Source organism: Candidatus Vampirococcus lugosii, from assembly GCF_018420025.1.
In the GTDB taxonomy this organism is placed as follows: Bacteria; Patescibacteriota; Gracilibacteria; order Absconditabacterales; family Absconditicoccaceae; genus Vampirococcus; species Vampirococcus lugosii.
In genome coordinates this window covers 1-24,490 of sequence record NZ_JAEDAM010000097.1, presented here as the reverse complement: position 1 = coordinate 24,490, position 24,490 = coordinate 1, and the positions used below count along the sequence as shown (strand labels likewise).

At 20.7% G+C, this 24,490-nt stretch carries 20 protein-coding genes; 12 read left to right on the top strand and 8 right to left on the bottom strand.

The window, feature by feature from the left end:
• Window positions 1-647: 647 nt before the first annotated feature.
• Window positions 648-1,838, bottom strand: coding sequence for a tyrosine-type recombinase/integrase (locus tag VAMP_RS05195; protein ID WP_213349880.1), 1,191 nt, complete (start codon window positions 1,836-1,838; stop codon window positions 648-650).
• Between the two features lie 211 nt (window positions 1,839-2,049).
• On the opposite strand from VAMP_RS05195, the gene VAMP_RS05190 reads away from it, so the two are divergent.
• The 8 genes from VAMP_RS05190 to VAMP_RS05155 all read left to right on the top strand — a co-directional run bounded on the left by VAMP_RS05190 (window position 2,050) and on the right by VAMP_RS05155 (window position 12,884).
• The gene (locus VAMP_RS05190; protein ID WP_213349879.1) at window positions 2,050-3,060 is read left to right on the top strand and encodes a hypothetical protein; all 1,011 of its coding nucleotides are present in this window, start codon (window positions 2,050-2,052) and stop codon (window positions 3,058-3,060) included.
• Window positions 3,061-3,110: 50 nt separating this feature from the next.
• On the top strand, window positions 3,111-3,365 hold the full coding sequence (locus VAMP_RS05185) for a hypothetical protein (protein ID WP_213349878.1): 255 nt from the start codon (window positions 3,111-3,113) through the stop codon (window positions 3,363-3,365).
• 218 nt (window positions 3,366-3,583) lie between these two features.
• Window positions 3,584-5,173, top strand: a complete 1,590-nt coding sequence (locus tag VAMP_RS05180) for a tetratricopeptide repeat protein (RefSeq protein ID WP_213349877.1) — start codon at window positions 3,584-3,586, stop codon at window positions 5,171-5,173.
• A gap of 29 nt (window positions 5,174-5,202) precedes the next feature.
• Window positions 5,203-5,907, top strand: a complete 705-nt coding sequence (locus VAMP_RS05175; RefSeq protein WP_213349876.1) for an anaerobic ribonucleoside-triphosphate reductase activating protein — start codon at window positions 5,203-5,205, stop codon at window positions 5,905-5,907.
• A 110-nt stretch (window positions 5,908-6,017) separates the two neighbouring features.
• Window positions 6,018-8,489 carry a phenylalanine--tRNA ligase subunit beta gene (gene pheT / locus VAMP_RS07215; protein ID WP_213349875.1) on the top strand — a complete coding sequence of 824 codons (2,472 nt, stop codon included), beginning with the start codon at window positions 6,018-6,020 and terminating at the stop codon, window positions 8,487-8,489.
• Window positions 8,490-8,525: 36 nt separating this feature from the next.
• Window positions 8,526-9,383 carry an amino acid kinase family protein gene (locus VAMP_RS05165; protein ID WP_213349874.1) on the top strand — a complete coding sequence of 286 codons (858 nt, stop codon included), beginning with the start codon at window positions 8,526-8,528 and terminating at the stop codon, window positions 9,381-9,383.
• Between the two features lie 13 nt (window positions 9,384-9,396).
• The gene (locus tag VAMP_RS07280) at window positions 9,397-12,549 is read left to right on the top strand and encodes a class I tRNA ligase family protein (RefSeq protein WP_439099518.1); all 3,153 of its coding nucleotides are present in this window, start codon (window positions 9,397-9,399) and stop codon (window positions 12,547-12,549) included.
• A gap of 11 nt (window positions 12,550-12,560) precedes the next feature.
• Complete coding sequence (locus tag VAMP_RS05155; protein ID WP_213349873.1) at window positions 12,561-12,884, top strand: GNAT family N-acetyltransferase; 324 nt, start codon at window positions 12,561-12,563, stop codon at window positions 12,882-12,884.
• Window positions 12,885-13,066: 182 nt separating this feature from the next.
• Here the strand turns inward: VAMP_RS05155 and rsmG are convergent, their stop codons facing one another.
• The 3 genes from rsmG to VAMP_RS05140 all read right to left on the bottom strand — a co-directional run bounded on the left by rsmG (window position 13,067) and on the right by VAMP_RS05140 (window position 16,220).
• Window positions 13,067-13,660 (bottom strand): 16S rRNA (guanine(527)-N(7))-methyltransferase RsmG, encoded by a 594-nt coding sequence (rsmG, locus tag VAMP_RS05150; RefSeq protein ID WP_213349872.1) that lies wholly within the window; start codon window positions 13,658-13,660, stop codon window positions 13,067-13,069.
• Window positions 13,653-14,861, bottom strand: coding sequence for a Mur ligase family protein (locus VAMP_RS05145; protein ID WP_213349871.1), 1,209 nt, complete (start codon window positions 14,859-14,861; stop codon window positions 13,653-13,655). The genes rsmG and VAMP_RS05145 overlap by 8 nt, the downstream gene beginning before the upstream one ends.
• A gap of 150 nt (window positions 14,862-15,011) precedes the next feature.
• A complete protein-coding gene (locus tag VAMP_RS05140) occupies window positions 15,012-16,220 on the bottom strand; it encodes a peptidoglycan-binding protein (RefSeq protein WP_213349870.1) in 1,209 nt (402 codons plus the stop codon).
• 285 nt (window positions 16,221-16,505) lie between these two features.
• On the opposite strand from VAMP_RS05140, the gene VAMP_RS05135 reads away from it, so the two are divergent.
• Window positions 16,506-16,763: a hypothetical protein gene (locus tag VAMP_RS05135; RefSeq protein WP_213349869.1), complete on the top strand. Its 258-nt coding sequence runs from the start codon at window positions 16,506-16,508 to the stop codon at window positions 16,761-16,763.
• 98 nt (window positions 16,764-16,861) lie between these two features.
• Here the strand turns inward: VAMP_RS05135 and VAMP_RS05130 are convergent, their stop codons facing one another.
• The 3 genes from VAMP_RS05130 to VAMP_RS05120 all read right to left on the bottom strand — a co-directional run bounded on the left by VAMP_RS05130 (window position 16,862) and on the right by VAMP_RS05120 (window position 19,527).
• Window positions 16,862-18,268: a pyridoxal-phosphate dependent enzyme gene (locus VAMP_RS05130; protein WP_213349868.1), complete on the bottom strand. Its 1,407-nt coding sequence runs from the start codon at window positions 18,266-18,268 to the stop codon at window positions 16,862-16,864.
• A gap of 6 nt (window positions 18,269-18,274) precedes the next feature.
• Entirely contained in the window at window positions 18,275-19,195 is a 921-nt protein-coding gene (locus VAMP_RS05125; protein WP_213349867.1) for a nucleotide-binding protein, read from the bottom strand.
• A gap of 134 nt (window positions 19,196-19,329) precedes the next feature.
• Entirely contained in the window at window positions 19,330-19,527 is a 198-nt protein-coding gene (locus tag VAMP_RS05120) for a hypothetical protein (RefSeq protein WP_213349866.1), read from the bottom strand.
• 258 nt (window positions 19,528-19,785) lie between these two features.
• Between VAMP_RS05120 and VAMP_RS05115 the strand changes: the two genes are divergently transcribed.
• The 3 genes from VAMP_RS05115 to VAMP_RS05105 all read left to right on the top strand — a co-directional run bounded on the left by VAMP_RS05115 (window position 19,786) and on the right by VAMP_RS05105 (window position 23,750).
• Window positions 19,786-22,029, top strand: a complete 2,244-nt coding sequence (locus VAMP_RS05115) for a PKD domain-containing protein (protein WP_213349865.1) — start codon at window positions 19,786-19,788, stop codon at window positions 22,027-22,029.
• 73 nt (window positions 22,030-22,102) lie between these two features.
• A complete protein-coding gene (locus tag VAMP_RS05110; protein ID WP_213349864.1) occupies window positions 22,103-23,020 on the top strand; it encodes a pseudouridine synthase in 918 nt (305 codons plus the stop codon).
• A 322-nt stretch (window positions 23,021-23,342) separates the two neighbouring features.
• Complete coding sequence (locus VAMP_RS05105; RefSeq protein ID WP_213349863.1) at window positions 23,343-23,750, top strand: prepilin-type N-terminal cleavage/methylation domain-containing protein; 408 nt, start codon at window positions 23,343-23,345, stop codon at window positions 23,748-23,750.
• 149 nt (window positions 23,751-23,899) lie between these two features.
• Here the strand turns inward: VAMP_RS05105 and VAMP_RS05100 are convergent.
• On the bottom strand, window positions 23,900-24,490 hold a 591-nt coding region (locus tag VAMP_RS05100; RefSeq protein ID WP_500681216.1), incomplete at its 5' end, for a transposase.

Here is a 24,490-nt window from a genome sequence, read left to right as displayed (position 1 = left end):
ATAGTATATGGGAATATAAATGATTTTAAAAATTGAGAATCTAAAAAAGAAGATGAAAAATGGGAAGAAGAATATTACTCATGAATTTTTAATCGTAATGAATAAATTTTAATATACATTAAACTCATCTTTGTAGAACAAAATTTCTAAATCCTTGATTTAGACAAGGATTTGCAAGAAAATAAAAATAGATTTGTGTACTACACAAATTTTATAATTTTATTTTAAATAATTTAAATAATTTTTCTTGAAGCTCATTTATTTGTTCTACTTTATTTATATGTTTTACTTTTTTGTATCTTTATCTCTAAAAGATTCAATAAGATAATGAGCTACATAAGTTTTTTAATTATATTTGCGAGGAATTTTTTAAATACAAGAAACAATATATTTTATTATAATAAAAAAATCATAATTTCAAGAGAAAATACAATAATACTCGCCACTACAAAATGCGTTTTTAAATTCTTTTTCTTCAGTTCTTAACTTGTTTTTGCTATTTTTTATTTACAAAGATGATTGTAAAGTATGTTTTGTAGATGATTTTGTTCTTGCATATAAAAAAAGTTAGTATATAAAATAAAAAAATACTAACTTTATAATGATTTTTCTAATTTTTTCAAATTTAATTCTCGCCCGGGCGGGAATTAATAAAAATTATCTAAATTATTTATAGAATTATGTTTAGTTTTATTTATAGTTTGATAATAATTAATCATATTTGGATTAGTATGACCTGTAGCATTTTGTATTTGCACGAAATCATCTCATCTAAGTATCGCTTGTTCTACAAATGTTTTTCTAAAACTATGACATGAAATTTGTTTATTATTTTTTAATATTTCTTTTTTCATATTTTTTAGATTATTTATCTCATAATTTATATTATTTATTTTTTCTTCAATTTCTATATTTTTGTTTAATTTTAATTTTTTATTTAAATATTTTTTCTTGTTTTGTAATTTATTAATTTTTTGATATATATTTTGAATTTGAGTATTTGTTTCAAATTCATTCCATAATTTAATAACCAAATTATATAAATAATCTGGACTTATAGGTTTATTTATTGTTTTAGTTTTATTATTATTGAATGGTGTGAAAATATAATCTCATATATATCATAAACTAGCTTTTAATGTTTGAAATTCTAATAATAATTCATAAACATTTGATGGTATAGGAATTAATTTTGTTGTATTTCATTTTTGTAATACTTGTATATATTTTTCAGATTTATTTATATCTTGCCATCTCAATTTACTTACTTCATTTCTTCTTAAAGAGAAAGAAAAAAAACAAAATATTAAATAATTTCTTAAATTCTTTATTTTATTATTTTCATTTTCATATTTTTGTTTGAGAAAATTTAATATATTTTTTAATTCTTCATTATTTATACTGTTAGTGCTTGAATATTTGGGTGTATTGAGTGCATCAAACATTACAGGATTATAGTTTAATTTATATCTTTTTTGTAAAAATTTAAAAAATGAAGAAAGTGAATATGCTTTTCTGTTTACAGTTCTTGGATTATATATTCTATTAGGATCTTGTGGATCAACTTTTTTGCTAGAATTTATATAATCATTTATCATATCACTAAGTTCATAATTGGAATAATAATTAAGAAGTTTTTTACAATCATATATTTCATATTTTTCAAAAAAAAATTTTAAATCTGTAAAATAACTTTGTTGAGTTCTTATAGATTTTTTTGTTCTTAAAAATTTTTCAATTAGTTCCCATATTTCCATTTCTAATAAATTAAAAGCAGGATGTTTTGGATTTATACTTCATATATTGTCAGAAAATATTTTAATATCTGAATCTACCATTATATATTTTATATATTTAAATAATATTTTTATACAAAAAACTTATAAATATATTTTTTAATATTTCAATATTAAAAGTGATTTATATTTTTTATAAAAAATTGTGATTATTTAAAAATAAATATATAAATTTATATTAATTTTTACTTGATATATTTATTAATATTATTATATACAAATATATATTTATATATATAATATGATTTTTTTTATGAATAAAAAATATTTATTAATATTATTATTTGTGTTTTTTCTTCTTAATTCTGCTTGTACTAAATCAGAATGAGACTCTCAATCAACAAATGCTTGAATGAATTTAGATGAATTTGAAGAATTTTTTAATGAAGAAGTTTGAGTTATTGATGAATCAGATATACAAGAAGAAAATGAGGAAGATGATGATAATGAGGAAAATGAGGAAAATGAGGAAAATGATGAGCAAGATGATGATCAAAATTTAAATCAAGACTCTAATGATAATCAAGATGAAAGTGAAAGTCAAGTAAATAATAATACTACTGAGCAAAATACCACAAATCAAACGACTACAAATCAAACAACAAGAAATTGAGAAAAATTATATTTAATATCTGAATATTGAAATTTTACAGCACTTTATAATACATATATAAAAGAGAATATAAATAAACTAGCTAATTCAAATGAATGAAAAAATGAAGTAATTAGTATTAGATGGACAACATGAAATGAAGCTGAAGTTTTATATAATTCTGCTTGAGAAAATATTTTGGCTTTAATAACTGTTGCATATAGAGATGGACTTGTTTATGTTAATTCTTTTAAAGAAATAGAAATTGAAGAAGAAAATAATCAAGAGGAAGAAATTGATAATGAGGAAGAAAATAATCAAAATGATATTGAAGAAGAAAATAATCAAAATGATATTGAAGAAGAAAATGAAGAAGAAAATGAAATAGAGTCTGATAATTCTAGTGATACAAGAACAAATGTAAATGTATCTAATTATATTGAAAATTGAAGTATTAATTTTACAAAAATGTATTGAGAATTTATATTAAATAATATTAATTCTATAGTTAATGATTGATGAAATTATCAAGTAAAAAATATTAGATGGACATGAGGAACTGTAGCAGAAATTTCCTTTACTGATTGAGATAAAAACTTTTTGGCAGAAATAGAATTTTCTTTTAAAAATTCTTATATAAATGTAGAATCATTTAAAATAAATTCTAATTAAAAAATTATATTTTCAATAAATATTTTTTATCATTTAAGTTTTGTTGTAAGATGAAAAAAATATTTATTTTATTATTAATAATAATTCCAAGTTTTAGTTTTGCTAGTTATGAATATATAAATAAAGAAATTAGTAACAAAAAAGTAAATTTAATATATGATCAAATACTTTATAGAAATGAATTAAATCCTTGATTTGCTGAATCTCTAATTCCAAAAATAGAAAATATAAAACAAATAGTAAAAGATAATCCAGAATATTATTATGTATTTGATAGTATTTATAAATTTATTTATTCATTATAAATAATATATTAAGTTAATTAGAAATTTTTAATTTTAAAAAATATTATTTTTATTTTTGATAATATTTTATTATTTCTTAATAGAAAGAAATTAAAAATTAAAGAAAATAATTTTTTAACAATATTATTTATTAATAATTTCTATATTTATACTATTTATTGTAAATATTTAAAGTATGTTATAATTCATAAATTAGATTTATATAGTAAAAAATATATATGAAAAATACTAAATTTATATATTTAATAATAAGTATATTCATTGTAATATGAATTATATTTTTGTATATGGCATATCAAGCTGAAAAAGAATTTGAGCAAGATATAAAAAAATTTCAATCTCAAATGGATGAAGTGGATATGCAATTTTATGAAGAACTTGAAAAACATAATGAAAATAAAACAGATTTAAAAAATAAAGCTATGCAAAATAATATAGATGAAAATAAAGAACAAGATAAAGAAAATAAAAAAGAAGAACAACAAAATAAAATAGAATTGGATTTGGAAGTTTGATTAAAAGACGATTCTGAAATGTTACAAGAAATATATAATAGTGGTCAATACAATACGGATAAAATAAAAAAAATAGAAATATTGGAAATATTGTATAAAGAAAATAAAGAAGAAGAAGTATTATTAGAACTTATAAATTCATATTATAATAATAATGATTATAAATCAGCATCAAAATATTTAGAAGAGATAGAAATAGATAAAATAGATCCTATAGTTTATATAAATATAAAGATAAATACTATTGAATTTACAAGATCATCAGTAGATGATTTAAAAAATAAAGTAAATAAATTTTATTTAGAAAAAAAAATAGATGAACAAGATCATATATATTATCAATTATTATTTGATATTATTTATAATGATATTGAAAAGTTTTTGGAAAATATAGAAAAGATTGATGTTGATTGAAAGTATTCAGAGTTTAAAAGTGATTTAAATGTGGCAATAGATCAATATTATAGATTTACTAATCCACCAGAATATTTTATGGATTGACTTATAGCATTTGTTCTTATGAAAAATTGAGATTACAAAATTGCAGAGAAATTGGCAGATCAAGTATTAAGAATTAATCCTAATTATATTCTTATGCATCAAATAATATGAGAAAGTAGTTTTATAAGAAAAGATTATGAAATTACTATAAAACATTTTACAGAACTTATAGATATAGATGAAGATAATAAAAATTTATATACTTACTATATTTGAATAAGTAATTTTTGGTTGGGTAATAATCAAACAGCTATAGTTCATCTTAATGAAATTGATGATATTTATTTTATAAAAAATAAATATAGATATTTAGCTTTGGCTTATGAAAAAATTTGAGATTATGAAAATATGATGAAAAGTTTTGCTAGAATTTTACAAAATAGGCCATTAACCGATTATGACTTTTATACATTTTTTGATATAATTTTTTATAAATGAAATTTTCAAGAAGATTTTAATGACTTATTTAAAAATAATTTTCAATTAGCAACTTCATATATAACAGCTTGTTATGAAGATTTACAAGAACCTTTAATTTGTAGATATGCTAGAGCTTGATTTCATGTAGCAAGATGAGAAGATGAAATTGCATATAAATATTTAGATTTTTTGGTAGAAAAATATCCTAGAGATTATCTTTTCAATAAAATATGAGATATTTATTTTGAAAAATGAGATTATAAAAATGCTAGACAAAATTATATAAAAGCTATTGCTTATTCTCAAAATTCTGAATTTCAATGAATAGCAAGAGAAAATTTGTTGGAAACTGTTATGAAATTAGATGAATAAAAAATTTTTAATTTTATAATCAAATTATTATGTTGATATGATGAATAAATACTTTTAGTATGATAGACTATCCTGATAAAACTTCATGTATAGTTTTTACAGTCTCTTGTAATTTAAGATGTCCTTTTTGTCATAATCCTGAATTTGTATTACCAGAAAAAATACAAGAAATTAAAAATGATTTAATTCCACAAAAAGTATTTTTGAATTTTTTGGAAAAGAGAAAATGACTTTTGCAATGAGTTTCTATATGTGGATGAGAACCTACTTTACAAAAAGATTTATTTGATTTTTGTGAAAAAATTAAGGAAATGTGATTTTTAATAAAACTAGATACTAATTGACAAGATCCAAAAATATTAAATGAATTGATAAAAAATAAATTAATTGATTATATTGCTATGGATATTAAATATCCATTTTATAAATATAATGAAATGTTATGAGTAAAAAATTTAAATATTGAATCTTATAAAAAAAGTATAAATATAATAATTAATTCAAATATAAATTATGAGTTTAGAACTACAGTTATTAAATGATTTCATAGTATTGAAATTTTTGAAGATACTGTAAAAGAAATAAAATGAGCTAATAATTTTTTTATACAAAATTATCAATCTTGAAAAACTTTGGATAATGATTTTACTTGAAAAAGCTTTACAAATAAAGAACTTCAAGATTTACAAAAAATTGCTTATAAATATATAAATAATGTATGAATTAGAAATTAATTTTATCTTTAAAAAACTTAAAAATAAAAAATTCTAAATTAATATTGATAATAAAGTAAAATTAATTATATATAATGAATATTAAAAATTTATATTTTATTTAAAACAAAATGCTTTATTCTGGTGATATACTTAAAAGATTGATAAATATTGATGATAATGTTGAAAATATACAAAAAGAATTAACTCTAAAATCTTGTGAAGTTGAAGATTTTACTATTAGACAAATACCAAAAGATATTGTTATATGAAAAGCTAATAAAGTGGAAAAACATCCTGATGCTGATAAACTTGTAGTTTGTCAAGTAGATTGTGGCGATAAATGACAATATCAAATAATAACTTGATGAGAAAATATGGTTTGAAATAGATATATTGCTGTAGCTCTTCCATGATCTTATCTTCCTGAAATTGATCTAAAAATTTCTGATAGGACAATGAGATGATTACAGAGTTCATGAATGATTTGTTCAAAATGAGAACTTGGTATCAAACTTGATCTGGATAAACATGATATTTGGTTATTGGATCAAGATTTTGATGAATATTTATCTGATGATGATTTGGGTAAATCTTTGACTGATAAATTTGCATTTTTGGATAATCTTGTAATAGATGTTGATAATAAAAATTTGACTAATAGGGCTGATATGACATGACATTTTGGTTTATCAATTGATTTATTTGGAATATATTCTGATACTGGCAAAATCAAATATAATACTATTTCTCAAATATTGAAAAATTGGAAAAATACAAATATTTTTGATGTTTTGGGTATGTCAAATAAATCAAAAATAAGAATTAATTCTCAATCTCAAAATTTAAGATCTTATATAGCTTTGGAATTAAATAACATTAATGTTGCTGAAACAGATTTTTTGTTATGAATGTATCTTTCTGATTTGGGGCAAGGTTTGGTAAATAATTGGGTAGATTTTAGTAATTATTTTATGAATTATAGTGGTAATCCTGTTCATTTTTTTGATGCAGATAAAATTTATTGAGAAATAATAGTAAGACAAGCTAAAGAATGAGAAAAATTTATAGATCTTTTTGAAAACGAACATATTTTGAAAAATACTGATTTAGTAATTGCTGATGATGAAAAAATATTGGCATTGGCATGAATTATTGGTTCAATAAATTCTTGAATTACTAAAAAAACTAAAAATATATTAGTAGAAATAGCTAATTTTGACCCTGTTTGTGTTAGGAAAACTTGAACAAGACTTTGATTAAGAACTGATGCAGAATTAAGATTTGAAAAAAATATTAATCCTTTATTTACTTTATATACTCTTTTATTGTTTTTGGACGAATTAAAATATTTTCAAAAATCTTTATGAAATTATGAAATTTGATGAATTGATTTTTATTTCAATGAAGAATATAAATTTTTGTATAATAAATTTGTACAAATAGATTTTGATAAAATACAATATTTTTTGTTTGGTGAAGAAAAAGAATGATTTACTCAAAATGCAAAAAATATTTTGAAAAATATATGATTTGAAATTTATGAAGATAAAGTAAAAGTTCCTTTACGAAGATCTCCTAGAGATATAAATATAAAAGAAGATCTTTATGAAGAAGTAGCAAGAATTTATTCTTATGAAAATATTGAAGAAAAAAAACTTTATTGGAATATACAAGATAATTCTTTGATTAAAGAAATAGATTTACAGAGAAAAATTGAAGATAGTTTAATAAATATGAATTTTGTAAATGTAGAGACTTATCCTTGGTTGGATGAATGAATATTGAAATTGATGGATGTTGATTTTAAAAAACTTGTACAAATGAAAAATCCTTTGATAAGTGATTCTTCTTATTTGAGAGATAATTTGATTTATAGTATGTTGTGAGTAGTTCAAAAAAATTTTAGAGTTTATGACCAAATAAAAATTTTTGATATATGAGATGTTTGGAATTTATGAGATTGAATTAGACCAAATGAAATTAGTAAACTTAATTTTTTGTATTATACCAAAAATAAAGAATCTTGGAAAGATGATGCTTTTTTGTATATTAAATGAGTTTTTCATAATTTAATAAAAGATTTAAATTTGAAATGAAAATTAGAATTTAAATTGGCAGATAATAAAATATCTCATCCCAAAAAACAAGCAAAGATTCTTCTAAATTGAAATGATATAGCTTATATAGCAAGTATTCATCCTATTTATTTTGATTATTTTAAATTTCCTGAAAACTGTGAAATTTCTTATGTAGAAATGAATTTGGATACTGTGTTAAATATTATTAATAATCAAAAATCTAATTTTGGATGAGTTGATTATTTATCTGTAAATGATAATATTTTCAAAAAAGATTTATGTTTTTTGCTGGATATACAAGAAAGTTTTTTGTGAATTAAAAATGCTATATTAAATACTAAATGAGTTATTGATATAGAAATTTTTGATATTTATAAATGAGAAAATATTCCTGAAAATAAAAAAAGTATATCTATAACTTTAACTATAGATGCTAGAGATTTAAATTCTGAACAAGTAAATAAAGTATTACGGAAAGCTATTGAAAATGCAGAAAAATTTTGAGCTGAATTAAGAAAATAAATTATTTTTAGTATCTAATATTACAGTTTTGAATTTATGAACAAAAATTTATGTGTGTTAAAATTTTGATCAGATTCAATAGTTTCAAATAGTATGACTTATGAAGAATCTATTTCTTATTTTAGAAAACAAATATGAGATGCAATATCGGATTTTGATGAAAAAATGGATTTTGTTATAATCTCTTCTTGAGCTGTAAAAATGTGAAAATCAATTTTGTGAGAAAATATATCTTCACAATTATCAGCAAGTGTTGGACAGATGAAACTTATGGATTTTTGGAAACAAGTTTTGGGACCTATGATATGACAAGTTTTGGTAAGTTATAATTCAAATATTGATTTTTCAAATATTTGATATACTAGATTTCAAAAACTTATAGAGGATTTTCATGATAAATTTATAAAACAAAAACAAGATCAAAATACATTTAACTTATTGAATGATTTATTGAAAAATAATATAACACCTATTATTAATTTTAATGATGCTGTTGATAAACTTGAGTTGGAAGCACTAGCAGTTTTGCAAGATAATGATAGATTATTTGCATATATTGTAGAATTACTTTCAATTTTGTGAGATTATGAAAAAATATATTGAATAATATATACAAATACGGCTTTTTGTATATCAATAGATTGATATTTTTGTCCTATTCCACAGATAAATATAGAAAATATATCTTTGGAAAATTTATTACAAAATTGTGATTGAAGTTCTAGTTCATGAACTTGATGAATGGAAAGTAAAGTTCAAGTTGCATATTGACTTTGTCAAGATAATGCTTTGGACTCTTGTTTAATATCAGATATAAAAGAATGATTAAAAGAAAATTTAGAATTTTTGCAATGAGATTGAAGACAAACTAATTCTACTAAATTTACTCGTTAAAATATATAAAATTATGTATAATCCAAATGAAATTGAGAAAAAATGGCAAGAATATTGGGAACAAAACAATATTTATCAAACTGAAAATAATTTAAATCAAAAAAAGTTTTATTCTCTTGATATGTTTCCATATCCTTCTTGAGCTTGAATACATGTTTGACATCCAAAATGATTTATTGCAAGTGATATAATATCAAGATATAAAAAATTAAATTGATTTAATGTCTTGCATCCTATGGGTTGGGATGCTTTTTGACTTCCAGCAGAAAATTATGCAATAAAAACTTGAATTCATCCTAGAATTACAACTGATGAAAATATACAAAAGTATAAAAAACAATTGAAAAATATTTGATTTTGTTATGATTGGAATAGAGAGATAGATACAACAGATGAAAATTATTATAAATGGACTCAATGGATATTTTTGAAGTTATTTGAAAATTGACTTGCTTATGAACAAGATTTGCCGATAAATTACTGTCCTTTTTGTAAAACTTGATTAGCAAATGAAGAAGTTTTGAATGATTGAACTCATGAAAGATGTTGAAATACAGTTCAAAAAAGAAAAATTAAACAATGGGTATTGAAAATAACAGATTATGCAGATAGATTATTAAATGATTTGGAAAAATTGGATTGGCCAGAATCTATTAAACAAATGCAAAAAAATTGGATTTGAAAAAGTGAATGATGTGAATTTAAAATGAAATTGTATGAAAAATGTGATTGAGAATTTAATAAAAATTCTTTACAGAATAATGAATGATGTTGTTCAAAATCTTGTAAATTTATTTCAGTTTATACAACAAGAATAGATACTGTTTTTGGTATGACTTATGCTGTTGTTGCTCCTGATCATAAAAATATAAATAATTTTATTAAAAAAGATTTTGAAAAAGATTGTTTTGATTATATTGAAAAATCAAAAAATAAATCTGATCTTGATAGAACTACAAAAGAAAAAACTTGAGTTTTTACTTGATCTTATGTTATTAATCCTTTCAATGATGAAAAAATTCCACTTTGGATTTGAGATTATGTTTTATGAAATTATTGAACATGAGCAGTAATGGCAGTACCAGCTCATGATGAAAGAGATTTTGAATTTGCAAAAAAATATTGATTGGAAATAAAAAAAAGTATAGCTCCTATGTTTTGTGAAAAATTAAAAGAATGAAAAAAATTTGTAAATACAAATTGAGTTTTTGTTATGCTTGAAAATTTAGATTGAGAATTTTTGATTTTGAATCGGAAAGCAGATTGACATAAAACTTTTGTTTGTTGATGAATTGAAGAATGAGAAGATCCATTGCAAACTGCAATTAGAGAAATAAAAGAAGAAACTTGATATATAGATCTTGAATTTATAAAAGAATTGAAAGCTTATTCTTCTTGACATCATTGATGAAAAGATTTTAATTTTGGATGAGTAGTAAAAAATTTATATTTTAGATTGAAATCAAATAAACAAATTGAAATTGATGAAAAAGAGTTGATAAAACATTCTTTTGAATGGGTAAAAAAAGAAGATATAAAAAATATTTTGACACATGATATTAATAAATATACTTTTGAACAATTTATTGAAAAAGAAACTGCTTTTGTTGAAGATTGAATTTTGGTAAATTCAAACGAATTTGATTGATTAAAAAGTGAACAAGCAAGACAAAAACTTATAGAATTTGCTGAACAAAAATGATTTTGAGAAAAACAAGTTAATTATAAATTAAGAGATTGGCTTTTTAGTAGACAGAGGTATTGGTGAGAACCTATTCCATTGATACATTTGCAAAAAGATGATTTACAAAAACTTGATAGAATAAACGATATTTCTCAAGCAAATGATGAAAATAAAGCTTATGTTTTGTTAAAAGATTTGCAAGAATGAGAAAAGATTTGTCAATCTTGAATTTGTTGAAATAAAATAAGATATTTAGTTATATGAAAAAAAATATATTGAAAAATTTATGATGGCTTATATTCAAGAATAGTTTGTGATTATAATTTACCATTAAAATTACCAGAAGTAGAAAAATATGAACCTGCTTGAGATTGAAATTCTCCTTTGTATTGAATAAAAGATTTTGTTGATGTAAAACTTGCTGATAATTTATATTGAAAGAGAGAAACAAATACAATGCCAAATTGGGCTTGATCTTCTTGGTATTATTTAAGATATATGGATCATTCAAATCAAAATGAACTTGTATCAAAAGAAAATGTAAATTATTGGAATCAAGTAGATTCTTATATTTGATGAGTTGAACATGCAGTTTTACATTTGTTATATTCAAGATTTTGGCATAAATTTTTGTTTGATATTTGAGTAGTTAATTTTGATGAACCTTTTAAAAAATTAGTTAATCAATGATTAATTTTGGCTTTTTCTTATAAAAGATCAAATTGATGACTTGTACCAAATGACGAAGTTATAGAAAAAGATTGAGAATTTTATGAAAAATCAAGTTGAGAAAAATTGGAAAAAATAGTAGCAAAAATGAGTAAAAGTCTTAAAAATGTAGAAAATCCAGATGATGTAATAGAAAAATATTGAGCTGATACTTTCAGACTTTATGAAATGTATATTTGAGATTTTACTGATTCTGCTCCTTGGGATACTAATTGAATTATTTGATCCAAAAGATTTTTGGATAAAGTTTGGAATATATTTACGACTTGAAAAGTAGCAAAAAATGATAATGATGCAATGTTTGAATTAAATAAAACTATAAAAAAAGTTTGACAAGATATAGAAAATTATAAATTTAATACTGCTATTGCTCAATTAATGATTTGTGCAAATATTTGATGTCCCAAAGATGAAAAATTAGCTATAGAATGGAAAATAAAATTTATATTAATACTTTCACCTTTTGCACCACATATTGCTGATGAATTATGGAATCTAATTTGAAATATATGAAGTATATATAAATCTTGAAAATGGCCTGATTATGATAATTCAGTATTGGAAATAGATGTTGTAAATTTGGCAGTGCAAGTAAATTGAAAATTTAGATGAACAATAAAAATTTCAAAAAATGCTGACCAAAATGATCTATTAAATTTAGTAAAAGAAAATAAAAAAATAAACTCTTATATTGACAAATGATATAAAAAAATTATATATATACCTGGTAAGGTTGCTAATTTTATAGTATAATATATATAATTATGGAATTTGTAGAACAAGATTATTATTGAGATAAAATATTAGTATCTAAATGATCTGAATTATTGGATGCAGAAATTAGTGATAATATTTTTGCATTATTTAGTATAGAAAATAATTGAGTTTGGTTAAAAAAATTATGGGTAGGTAAAGAATATAGATGTAATTGATATGCGAAATCTATGATAAAAAATATTCTTTCAAAATATTATAATATAGAGTGACAAATAGAACCAATTGATGATGTTTCACTAGATCAATTGTATCAAATATATGAAAGATTGTGAGCAGAATTTGAATGAAATATTTTTGCAATTAGATGTTAAACTAAAATTTCTAAATCCTTGATTTAATCAAGGATTTTTAAGAAAATAAATTATTTTCTATTTTTTATCTTTTGCTATTTTTGTATTTTTTTATATCTATAAAATTCAACAATATAATAAATAATATAAGTTTTTTTAATAAATATTAATATAATTATTAACACTTAAAAATATAGCTAATATTAGCTACTACCAATAGATTGTTTTTTTATAATATATATTATTCTATTTATATCTCAATCAAATAATTGATATTTATATTCTATTTCTAATTTAAGAGATTTTTGTTTACAAATTTTTTTCAAAATTTCTTTTTCCAAATCATTTTCTTGTTTATAAAGTACAAAATATCAGTTATTTTTTACCAAATGATATCAACAATTAAATAATTTATCAACATATGCAAAAGCTCTACTTGTCAATATATCATATTTATTTTTATGTTCTTGTCATCTTGACCAAATTCCTTTAACATTATTAATTCACAATTTTTGTATTATTTCATTAATAGCATTTATTTTTTTCTTTTTAGAATCTAATCAAATAAATTGAGAATCAGTATTTTCAATAGCTAGAGGAATTAACGGAAAACCTCAACCAGTTCATAAATCCAATATTTTTTTTCATCAAGAAATATCAAAAATTTTCAAAAATTCTATAGAATCCAAAATATGTTTTGTCCAAACTCATTCGTAAGTTTTTATAGAAGAAAGATTTATATGTTTATTTTTTTCCAAAAATATTTCAACTAATTTTTCCAATTTATTATTATTCATTATTTTTTTTTATACTATTTAAAAACACTTTTGCTCTATGTTTATAATTATCAAACATATCAAAACTTGAACATCAAGGACTAAATAAAACTATATCTATATTTCTTTTTATAGCTTCATTTATTGCATTTTCACTTGCATCTTGTAATGAGTTATATATTTGATAATCTATATTATAATTTTTCATTATATTAGCTATTTTGGGAGCTGTGTTTCATATTAAACATACAAAACTAATTTTTGAAACAAAAATTTCTCATAATTCATCAAAATTTGCTCATTTATCATATCCTCAAGCTATCAAAACTAATTTTTTATCAAAAGATTCTAATGCTGATCTCAAAGCTCATGGAGTTGTTGATTTTCAATCATTATATATACTTACTCATTTTATTTCTTTTACAAATTCCAAAGTATTTGGCAAAGAATTTATATTATATAAATAATTTTGAAATTCATTTTTATTTATTTGATAATGATTTTTACATATTTTATAAACAAAATTTATATTTTTTTGATTATGTTCTCATAATAAGTTAGTTTCAAAAAACTCATATTTATCAATCTTGATAAGATTATTTGATAAATTACTTGATAAATTATTTCAAATATATACTTTATTTTTTGTAAATTTAAATATTTTTTGTTTACTAGCAAAATAATCTTGGAAATCAATATGTCGATCAAGATGATCAGTTTCTATATTTGTAAATATAGAATTTTGAAAATCAAAATAATCAGTATTGTAAAGCATAAATGAAGAAAGTTCTACTATTATTGTATTAACTTCATTTTTCTTTCAATTAGAAAATATATTATACAAAACTTCACTCAAAGAAGGAGAAAAATTTCATCACAAATATATATTATCATATTTTTGTTTCAATATATTATATAATATCCAAGAAGTAGTAGATTTTCATTTTGTTCATGTAATTCATATAAAATTAAATTTATTGTTTAAATTATATTTTTTTAATATTTTGTAAATCATATCCAATTCAGAAATGATTTTATTTTTATGAAATTTGTAAATAAAATGACTAGGTTTAATTCCTGGCGACAAAATTATTTTGTCATCATCATTTATTTCAATATCCAAAAAATCTCTATCATCACAAATAATATTTTTAATATTCAAAAAATTAAATAATTTTTTCAATCATTGTCAAACTTCTCATTTTCAATATATTATATACATAGTATATATTTATAAAATATAAATTATATTAATATATAATTAATTTAATAAAAAAATCAAAAGAAATTTACATACAGACATTTAATTTTTTTCAATATACAACATATATATAAGAAGATCAAGAATAAGAACAAATATTTATTAGAAGAACTATAATTGCTGAATTAAAATTCAATTCAAAGATGCTCTAGTAGAAGGTCCAAAATATCATTTTACCATAGAATCTGTTTTATGATTTATAATTCATTGATCTAATTGAAAATTATAAACTGCTTCCAATGTATTATCATCATATTCATATGATATTTTTCATTCATAATAACCGACAGTTTTTAATGCTTCTTGTAAATGGCCTACTTCGGCTGATCTTTCTCAAGGTCAAATTCATCTAGTAAATACAAATAATTTTTCTTCTTTTTCTTGTTTTTTATCTTTTGTAATATTATTTTCTTCTTTTAAAATTTCATCTTTTATTTTTTGTAAGATTTCTTCTTTTTTTGTGTTTATATTTTTTTCTTCTTTTAAGTTTTCTTTTTTTGTTTTAATTGATAAATTAATATTTTCCAATTCATTGATAGAAATTAATTTTTTATAAAACGAATTATTAAATAATTTATTAGCTATAGCCAGATTTTTCATAGTATTTCTTGTTCTAGGTCAAAAATATCAACAAACTCAACTTCAAGGATAAGTTAATCACATTTTCTGTTGAAAACTACAAACTGCTTGTTTAGTTACTTCTCAATAATATCAAGTTTGATGTTCTTTTTTAAGATATCAAAGTTTATATAAATATTTTTGTAAAGTTTTTACAAATTGATCTTTTCTTCATGGTTCCAAATATATACTCCAAATTAATACATCAAAAAATTTTTCGTGAATCAAAAAATTATTCATATTAAATCAAACTTCAACATTATCTGGACAAATATATCAAGTAACTTTTTGTTTACCAAAACTTAAAGCTCTCTTTAATCAATCTTCTCAATGTCACATCCAAATATCTATTCTATCATTTGAATATCATCTCACACCTGCATTTACTATTGCCTGTCATCTATCATGAACTTCACCAACTCAATATTGAGGAAAATAAATTTTAGTACCAAATTTATAATTTTTAGGAGCAGCAATCATTCAATTAAATACAGCTTGACCACTTGCTCAATGTGTTCATCTTCAATTAAGTCTAATCTCTCTATCATAATTTTCTCTATAATAAAATGTTTGATTAGGAAGGGATGAATAATAACCTGAAACTATAAAAGTTTTAGGAGTACATAAACTTGTATCTATGTTTGCAAAAGATGAATATGGTAAAAATGACATAAACAATAATAATATATATTTTATATTCATAATATTTTAAATTATTTTTAGTTAAATAAATTATCTATATATGATATAGATAATATTTTATAAAACAATTTTTAATATTTTATTAAACAAATATAGCTTGACATTATTTTAATGTAATGTTTCATCTATTTTTTTATTGTACTAAAAATAATTTAATTGTAATATAGACTAGTGTTGTTTACACTATTTAGGTACAGAAGATTAGTACATTTTTTATTGATTTTTTATTTAAAAACATTATAAATATAGACACATATATATTTTATATAATTAAAAAATTTACAAATGGCTACTTTATATCTTATTTTAACTAATTTAAATGCTCTTTTCTCTTTAGTTATTTTTATAATTGCGATTTTGGAATTTATAGATTATGAATATCCAAATAGAAAAAAAGTAAAAGCAACTATAGATAAACATTTAGATCCACTTTTGAAAAAATTTAATATAAAGTTGGAAGAAAAATTTAAATATTTTCTTTTACTGTTAATTCCAGTTATAATTGGTATTATTATTCTGATTTTGTCCTCAATTATTTATTAAAAATTAATTTTGTTGTTTTAGATAAAAAAAATTCTATTTTTATTAAAAATAAATTATAGTTTTTTTGTTTTATGGAAATATTTAATTATTTTAATAAATTAAAAATTACATATTTCATTTTTAATTCTAGGTAAATTTAATTTTGACCATTCAATAGTTCATCATTTGATACTAAAACAATTATATCATCTATTTTTTAATTTAATAGCAATTTCGTTTGAATGTCAGCCATATTCACATATTAAATATATTTCTTTATTTTTATCACTTTCTATATATTTTTCCAAATCATTTATTTGAATATTTTTGCTATTTGGTATATAAAAATGTTGATAATATTTTTTTTCTCTTATATCTATTAGCAATATATTTTGTCTGGTAGATATTTCTTTATCATTTTTTATTGCTTCCCAAATTTTATTTTTTTCTTCATAAAAAAATTTTTTAAAAAATGTATCAACTTCAATTTCTATATTAATATCAAAATTATTAGTATTTATAGATTTTATCAAATGTTTATTTTTAATTTCTGGAAAAAGTTCTTGATCCAAATATTTAAAATAATCTTTAATATACAAAAAAGGTAAATCACAACATATAAAAACTATATTTATTTCTCATTTTTTTGTTTTTAATTCTTGTATTTTTTCATAATTTTCTTTTATAAATTGAAAAACTCATTCCAAAATCATTCCAGAACTTGGTCAAGCAATTATTCAATTTCTTGATAAATTAAGACTTTGTATATATGCTCTTTTGGTTCATACACTTTGTAAGTAGTCTAATTGTGATTTTCGATCAAATGCTATTTGATTAAGTAAGTTTTCTGTTCTAGGTCCAGGTATTGGATTATTTGGTTTCCTAACTACTCATATTGATTTTATTTCTGGATTCTTTTCTTTCAAATATTTACTTGTACCTATAAAAGTTCAAGTTGTTCATAATGAAGAGCAATAAAAATCAATATTTCATTCCATTTGTTCATATATTTGTGGTCAAGTATAATTATAATGTCATTCAGGATTTTTTTGATTTTCATATTGCCCAAAATTTATATACTTTTTTGATTTTCATAAATTTTTTGCTATATTTATTGAACTATTTTCATCATTTGGATTTGGACAAATTGGTTCTTGATTTATTACAACTTGTGAGCCAAAAAATCTAAGTATATCTAATTTTCATTCTCAAACTTCTTCAGATGCATAACTTATCATAGAATTATATCAAAATACTTTTCAAAGTATACATAAAGAATATGCAGTATTTCATGATGAACTTTCTACTATTGTTTTGTTATTTTCATTTTTTTCAGATATCATATTGTAGGCAGGAATTGATTTTACATTATACAAAGGTAGATTTTGTAATAATTTTGCATATATATGAATTCATTCATTCTCATATTTATTTAAATTTGCAGGTAGTTGTAGAAGGGGAGTTATATGATTGTTTGGATTTAAATAATTTTTTATTGAATCAGGTCACTTAAAAACATTTTTCATATTTTATTAATCTTTTGCTTGTAAAGAAACATCTCAAATTCTTCTTATTATGTATCACAATTGTGAATATTTTTTATGTAATAATTTTAAATTTTCTATTATACATTTATCATCATATCAATTATTTATTTTTAATAATTTATCAAAACTTTTAGTATAATTTGTGTCTTGTAAACTAATCTCTTGTCAAAATAAAGATTTTTGTTTTATTATTTTATTTTTTTCAAAATATATATCAACTTTTTTTCATAAATTTTTTTCTATGAAATCAATTTCATATTGATCTTCATAATTATTTATTGCTAAATAAATATTTTTTTCCGTTTTTGCATCTTTTCATAATTGTAAAAAATCTTTTGCAACTTTTATAGATTCTTGACTTGGATTTACTATAAGAATTATTTTATTAAATTGTGCATGTAAAGTATTTGAAAAAGCATCAGTACCAGCAGACATATCAGATACTAAATATTCATTTTCTTTAAGTTTGGTATGAGAAAGTATATTTTCAAATATAGATAAATTATTATGATAACAACTAGTTCAAATTCAATTACTTTCATATTTTCCTACATAAAAGAAATATCATGATCATAATTTTTGTCAAAAATTTTGTATAATAAAATTATTTTTGTCATATTCCAAATATTTAGATCATTGTCAAGGAGGAGTGGTTTTGATAAAATGATTTATTGATTCAATTTTTTTATTATTTCCAATCAAAAAACTTTTTATTTTTTCAGAATTATTAGATTTTGATATAGCTAAATATTCTTTTGCATTAATTTTTATATTTTGTAAATAATTGACATTTATATCGGCATCAAATCATAATACTGCTAGATTTTGGTCCAAAAGATATTTTGTAAATAAACTTGATATAGTACTTTTTCCACTTCATCATTTACCAACAAAAGCTATTTTCATAAAAATGAAATAAAATAAAATAAAAAATTTTCAACTAATTAATTTAGTTATTTTTTTATATTTATTTATATTTCAAAATCAAGTAAATTTATTATTTATATATTAAATATAATTTAATACTTAAAATATAATTTTTAATTTTGATATTCTAAATCTATTAATTTCTTACCCATCAAAAATATAGCAATTCAAAATATAATAAATTGCCAAATTTCATTTGCAATAATACTACTTAGAAAAAAATTTTTATCAGAAAGATCTATTTGATAAATATTTATCAATATAAATCATATTATTAGTCATACAAAAATAATAAAATCAATTTTTTTCATTATTTTTTATCAAAATTATTTATTAAATAATATATTTTATATAATTAAAAATATTTTAAAAACAATATTTAATTTGTTTTTTCTAAATAATGTTAAATTGTTATTATAATATGAAACTTTATATTTTGGAGATTATTTATAATATGTGATATATATTTTAAGTTTTACAAATTAATTTAAAATTACTTGAATTTTTTTAAAAATTTAATATATTATATATGATTATGTTTTTTATATAAATTAAAAATTTAAAATTGTATGGGAAATAATGAAAAAATAAGTAATAATACTAATAGAACTAAAAATAAAGTTAAAAGATGAAAAACGATATCTATAAAATGATTTGTAATATGATGTTTATGAATTTTTTTGTTTTTTTTATTGATAACTTTTTTGTCATTATATTGGATATTAAATAATCCTGACAGTCTTTCAGCATTTGGTATAGAATCAGAAACTATTAGAGAGCTTTTGTTGATTTTTTCTATAATGTTTTTTGGTATACTATTTTTCTTTGCTTTTTTCTTGTTATCATTAAATTTATATAAATTTTTTACTGCAAATAAATCTAAATTTAAGTATTTGATTTGATCGATATTTTGATGAATATTATTGCTTGCTACTTTAGGTTTTGGGACATTTAGTATAATTAGTATAAATAATATTTCATGAGAAAGAGAAGTTGTTACTAATAATTTAGTAAATACATATTTGCTTATGGAAAATGATGAACCAGTTCTTTTCCAAAATGATTTACCACTGATTGCTCCATCTTATTTTGCTTTTCAATTAAATGAATCAGTCTTTGTAAATAATTTACCTACAGATATAGGTAATATAAATAATATAACTTCAGTTGAGTTGAGTTGTTGAAATAATCAATCAAATTTAATTAAATCTTGAGATATATTTTCCAATAATTGATTTATACAATGAAATTGTTTATATACTACCAAAAAAGATTATTCTGTTTTTATAGAAGTATTTTATAATAGGGCTTGAAATGCTTGATCTATATCACAAAAGATTATAGATCTTAATTTTGATACTGAGATAAAATTATCAGAATATTCTATGAATGATGCGAATAATGAAATTGTAGTTTGAACTGTACCAGCAACTGTTCAGTTTGATGCTAGTTCTTTATTTACAGATTTATGATTGTCAGAGCAGAATATCTCGTGGGATTTGAATTGAAATGGTTCTTCGGATTTTAGTGATGTTTGAAATGTTGTTTATACTTATAGAGAATCTAAACTTAATAAAGTTTATATAGAGTTGCCTGATATTACGGAAAAAAGATTTTATTTTGATTTAAGAACTCAAGATCCAAAAGTTCCAAATTGTAATATTAGTTTTCGTGAATCTTCGTGAAATAATTATCAATTTAATGTTAGTGCTCCTTCATCCGTTTCTCCAAGAAATTTTAATATTGAATTAAAAAATATTGATACTGAAAGAACTTATGTTAATGAAAAATCTAGAGATTGAAGATTTGTTATAGATTTGCAAGAATGAGTTAATTATATAGCATATGCGACTTATGAAAGTGGAAATTGAGATATATGAAATTGTCAAACTGATAAGTTTAAATCTTGATTAAAAAGTTATGAAATAGATTATTCAATTTTATTAAAAAAATGATCAAATGATAAATTTATTGAATATAATTTTGGAGAGGAAGATGAGGAAGATGATGAAACTTTAAATATAGATGTATTACCTACCAAAATGAATATTGTAATAAATTGAACAAATCCTAAAATAGATTGAGAATATTCAACAGATATTAAATTTGATTGAGATAGTTTTTATGAATTTGAAGATAATAAATTTGAATACGATTTTACAGAAAATACAGAATGAAATGTTACTATTAGTATAGTAGATCCTATGTGAAATGAAGTAACTGAAACTATTCCTGTAATTGTTGAAGAATCTGATCTTGTACCTATTTTATTAATTTCTCCTGATGAATGAGAGGAACCATTGCAGGTAAATATTGATGCATCGGCAAGTAGAGTTACTGTAGATTGAGATAATATAGTATATTATACTTGGGATTTAGGTGATTGAGAAAAAATTAAAAATTCTAGTTTATGACAAATTAATCATACATATAATTTTGATGTTTCTGCTGATAATTGACATTATAAACCATGTGTAACTGTGATAACAAGAAAATGAATAGAAAAAACTAAATGTTGAGATGTTTTTGTAAAAAGACAAGTTAAACAAGCAACGATAGATATTGTAACTCATCCAACACAGTCTGCTAATGTATGAGATGTTGTTAAATTTATGGTTAATACTGATTGACAATTAGAATCTGTTGCATGGAATTTTTGAAATTGAAAAACTATGTCTTGAGAATGAAGAACTTATACAAGTATATCAACAACATATAATGAAGCTTGAAATTATAATATAAGAGTAATTCTTAATTATAAAAATAATCCTAGAGTTGTTTGAAATATAACTTTAAGAGTTAGAGAAAAATAAATATAATAATTTAAATTGATTTTGATCTAATATAATAGATTATAAACTATTTTTTATATAACAAATAGTTTTTATGGAAAAAATAATTTTTGATTGAGTTCCTCAGAGAATAGATAAATTTTTGAGTATAAATTTTTGATATTCAAGAAATTTTTTTCATCATTTGATTTGTAGATGAGCTGTAAAAGTTGATGATAAAATTGTAAAAAAATCATATAAATTAAAATCTTGAGATGAAATAATTGTTGATAATATGACAAGGTTTATAGATTGAGATATAAGAGAGGATTTAGCATTTATTGATTTAGACATTTTTATTGAAAAAAAAGATTATATAGTTCTTTATAAACCAAAATGAGTTTTATCTCATCCTAGTAGTATATGGGATTTGTCAAGTCCAAGTGTTGTTTGATTTTTATTAAATAAGTATAAATTTTTGCCAAGTTTGGGAAATTTTATTAGATCAGGATTAATTCATAGGTTAGATAAAGAAACTGATGGTCCTATGTTGATAGCTAAAACTGAAAAATGACTTTCTTATTTCAAAAATTTATTTCAAAATAAAACATTAGAAGAAACTATAAAATGAAAAGAATCTATATCTTTAAAAAAAGAATATATAGCACAAATTAAATTTACAAATTTTTGAGAAAAATTTTTTTTATCAAAAAAAATTCCATTTTATATTGAACAAGATGTAATTCCAAAAACTCCAAATCCTAAAATAAAAAAATGAATAACAAAAGTTTTATGATTTTTTGAAATTTGAAATAAAAAATATTTACATTTGGAAATATTAACTGGTCGTACACATCAAATTAGATATCATTTATGGAAAAATTGAGCTGAAATAATATGAGATTACTTATATAATTTTTGAAATTATGATAATAATTTAAGTTTACAACTTTCTTGTTATAGTTTAGAATTTAAAGATATAGAATCTGAAAAAATAAAAATTATTAATCCACATATAAATATAGTGGGGTAGTATTTTGTTTGTAATTATTTTATGTTTTAAAACATATAGTAAATTAATTTTCAATTATGACAATAAGAGATTAAAAAAATATAAAAAAACAAAAAGATAACTTGAAAAATATAAAAAAAATAATATCATTTAATTATTAAAAATTAATTAATATTTAATTTTGAAAATTAATGAAAAAATGAGCAAGTTTACTTGTGAGTTAGATGGTTTATATATAAATAATTTTTGAGTTAATAAAAAAGTATGATAGATTTTTTTTATTGTGTTTTTTTAATGATTTAAGAAAAAATCAATATATTTATAATTTCATATATAATTAGAGATGATAAAAAACAATAAATGATTTACATTAGTAGAGTTGATAGTAATTATAGTTATAATATCAATCTTGGCGGTAGTAGGAGGATTAATACTTGTACAGTGGGTAGATAAAGCAAGAGATGCACAATTGGTAGACAGTGATTGAAATTCATTTGTTGTATCATGATATAATAGTGAAATTGTAAAAAAACAAGATGAAATAAGTTTATCATGAGATAGTTTGGATAAAGTAGGTCGTAAAGTTAAGACATATAGAATTAAGACATATGAGATACATTTGGACATTTGAGGCAATGGTGAAGGCTGATGAGGTGAAGGCTGATGAAGTAAGCATAACATTATATGGTCCGGATTGCGGTTTTCTGGTTTGAAGCGTAAGACTTGATACGGTCGTCGCAAAGCAACTTAACTACTGCGGAACTTTAATTAAAGGTGTTGTGAATAGTGATTATTAATCTTAGTTTTTATAAACTCATCTTTGTAGAACAAAATTTCTAAATCCTTGATTTAGACAAGGATTTGCGAGAAAATAAAAATAGATTTATGTACTACACAAATTTATAATTTTATTTTAAATAATTTAAATATTTTTTCTTGAAGCTCATTTATTTGTTCTACTTTATTTATATGTATATTATCTATTCTAAAGTAAACTTTACTTATATTTTTTGATTCAGTTAATAATGTATCTAATGTATATTCTTGTAATAAATCTTTAACTTTTAATCTAAAATCTTGAAGTAAATAATAATAATCTTTTCTTGTAGTTTCTATCATATAAAATCAATCATATTTTTCATCTTCATTTATTTGTTCTTGATTTACTTTATATTCTAATTTTCAATAAATATTATTATTAATTTTAATTTCTACAATTTTGTAATTAAAATATTTTTTACATTTATTTTTACTTATTTTTTTGCTTATTTTATTTTGCAACACATTAACTGTATAATTTCTTTTAAATTTTTTAACTTCTTCCAATCTTTCTTGTGTTGATTTTACTAATAATATTCTATTTTCTTTATCTTCATATTGTTTAGCAGGATTAAAACATAAAATATATTTTTTATCTTGTATTTCAAATTCTGATAATGCATGTTTATCAAATAAAGATTGTTGTATTTTTTTATTATTTTCTGCTTTTTT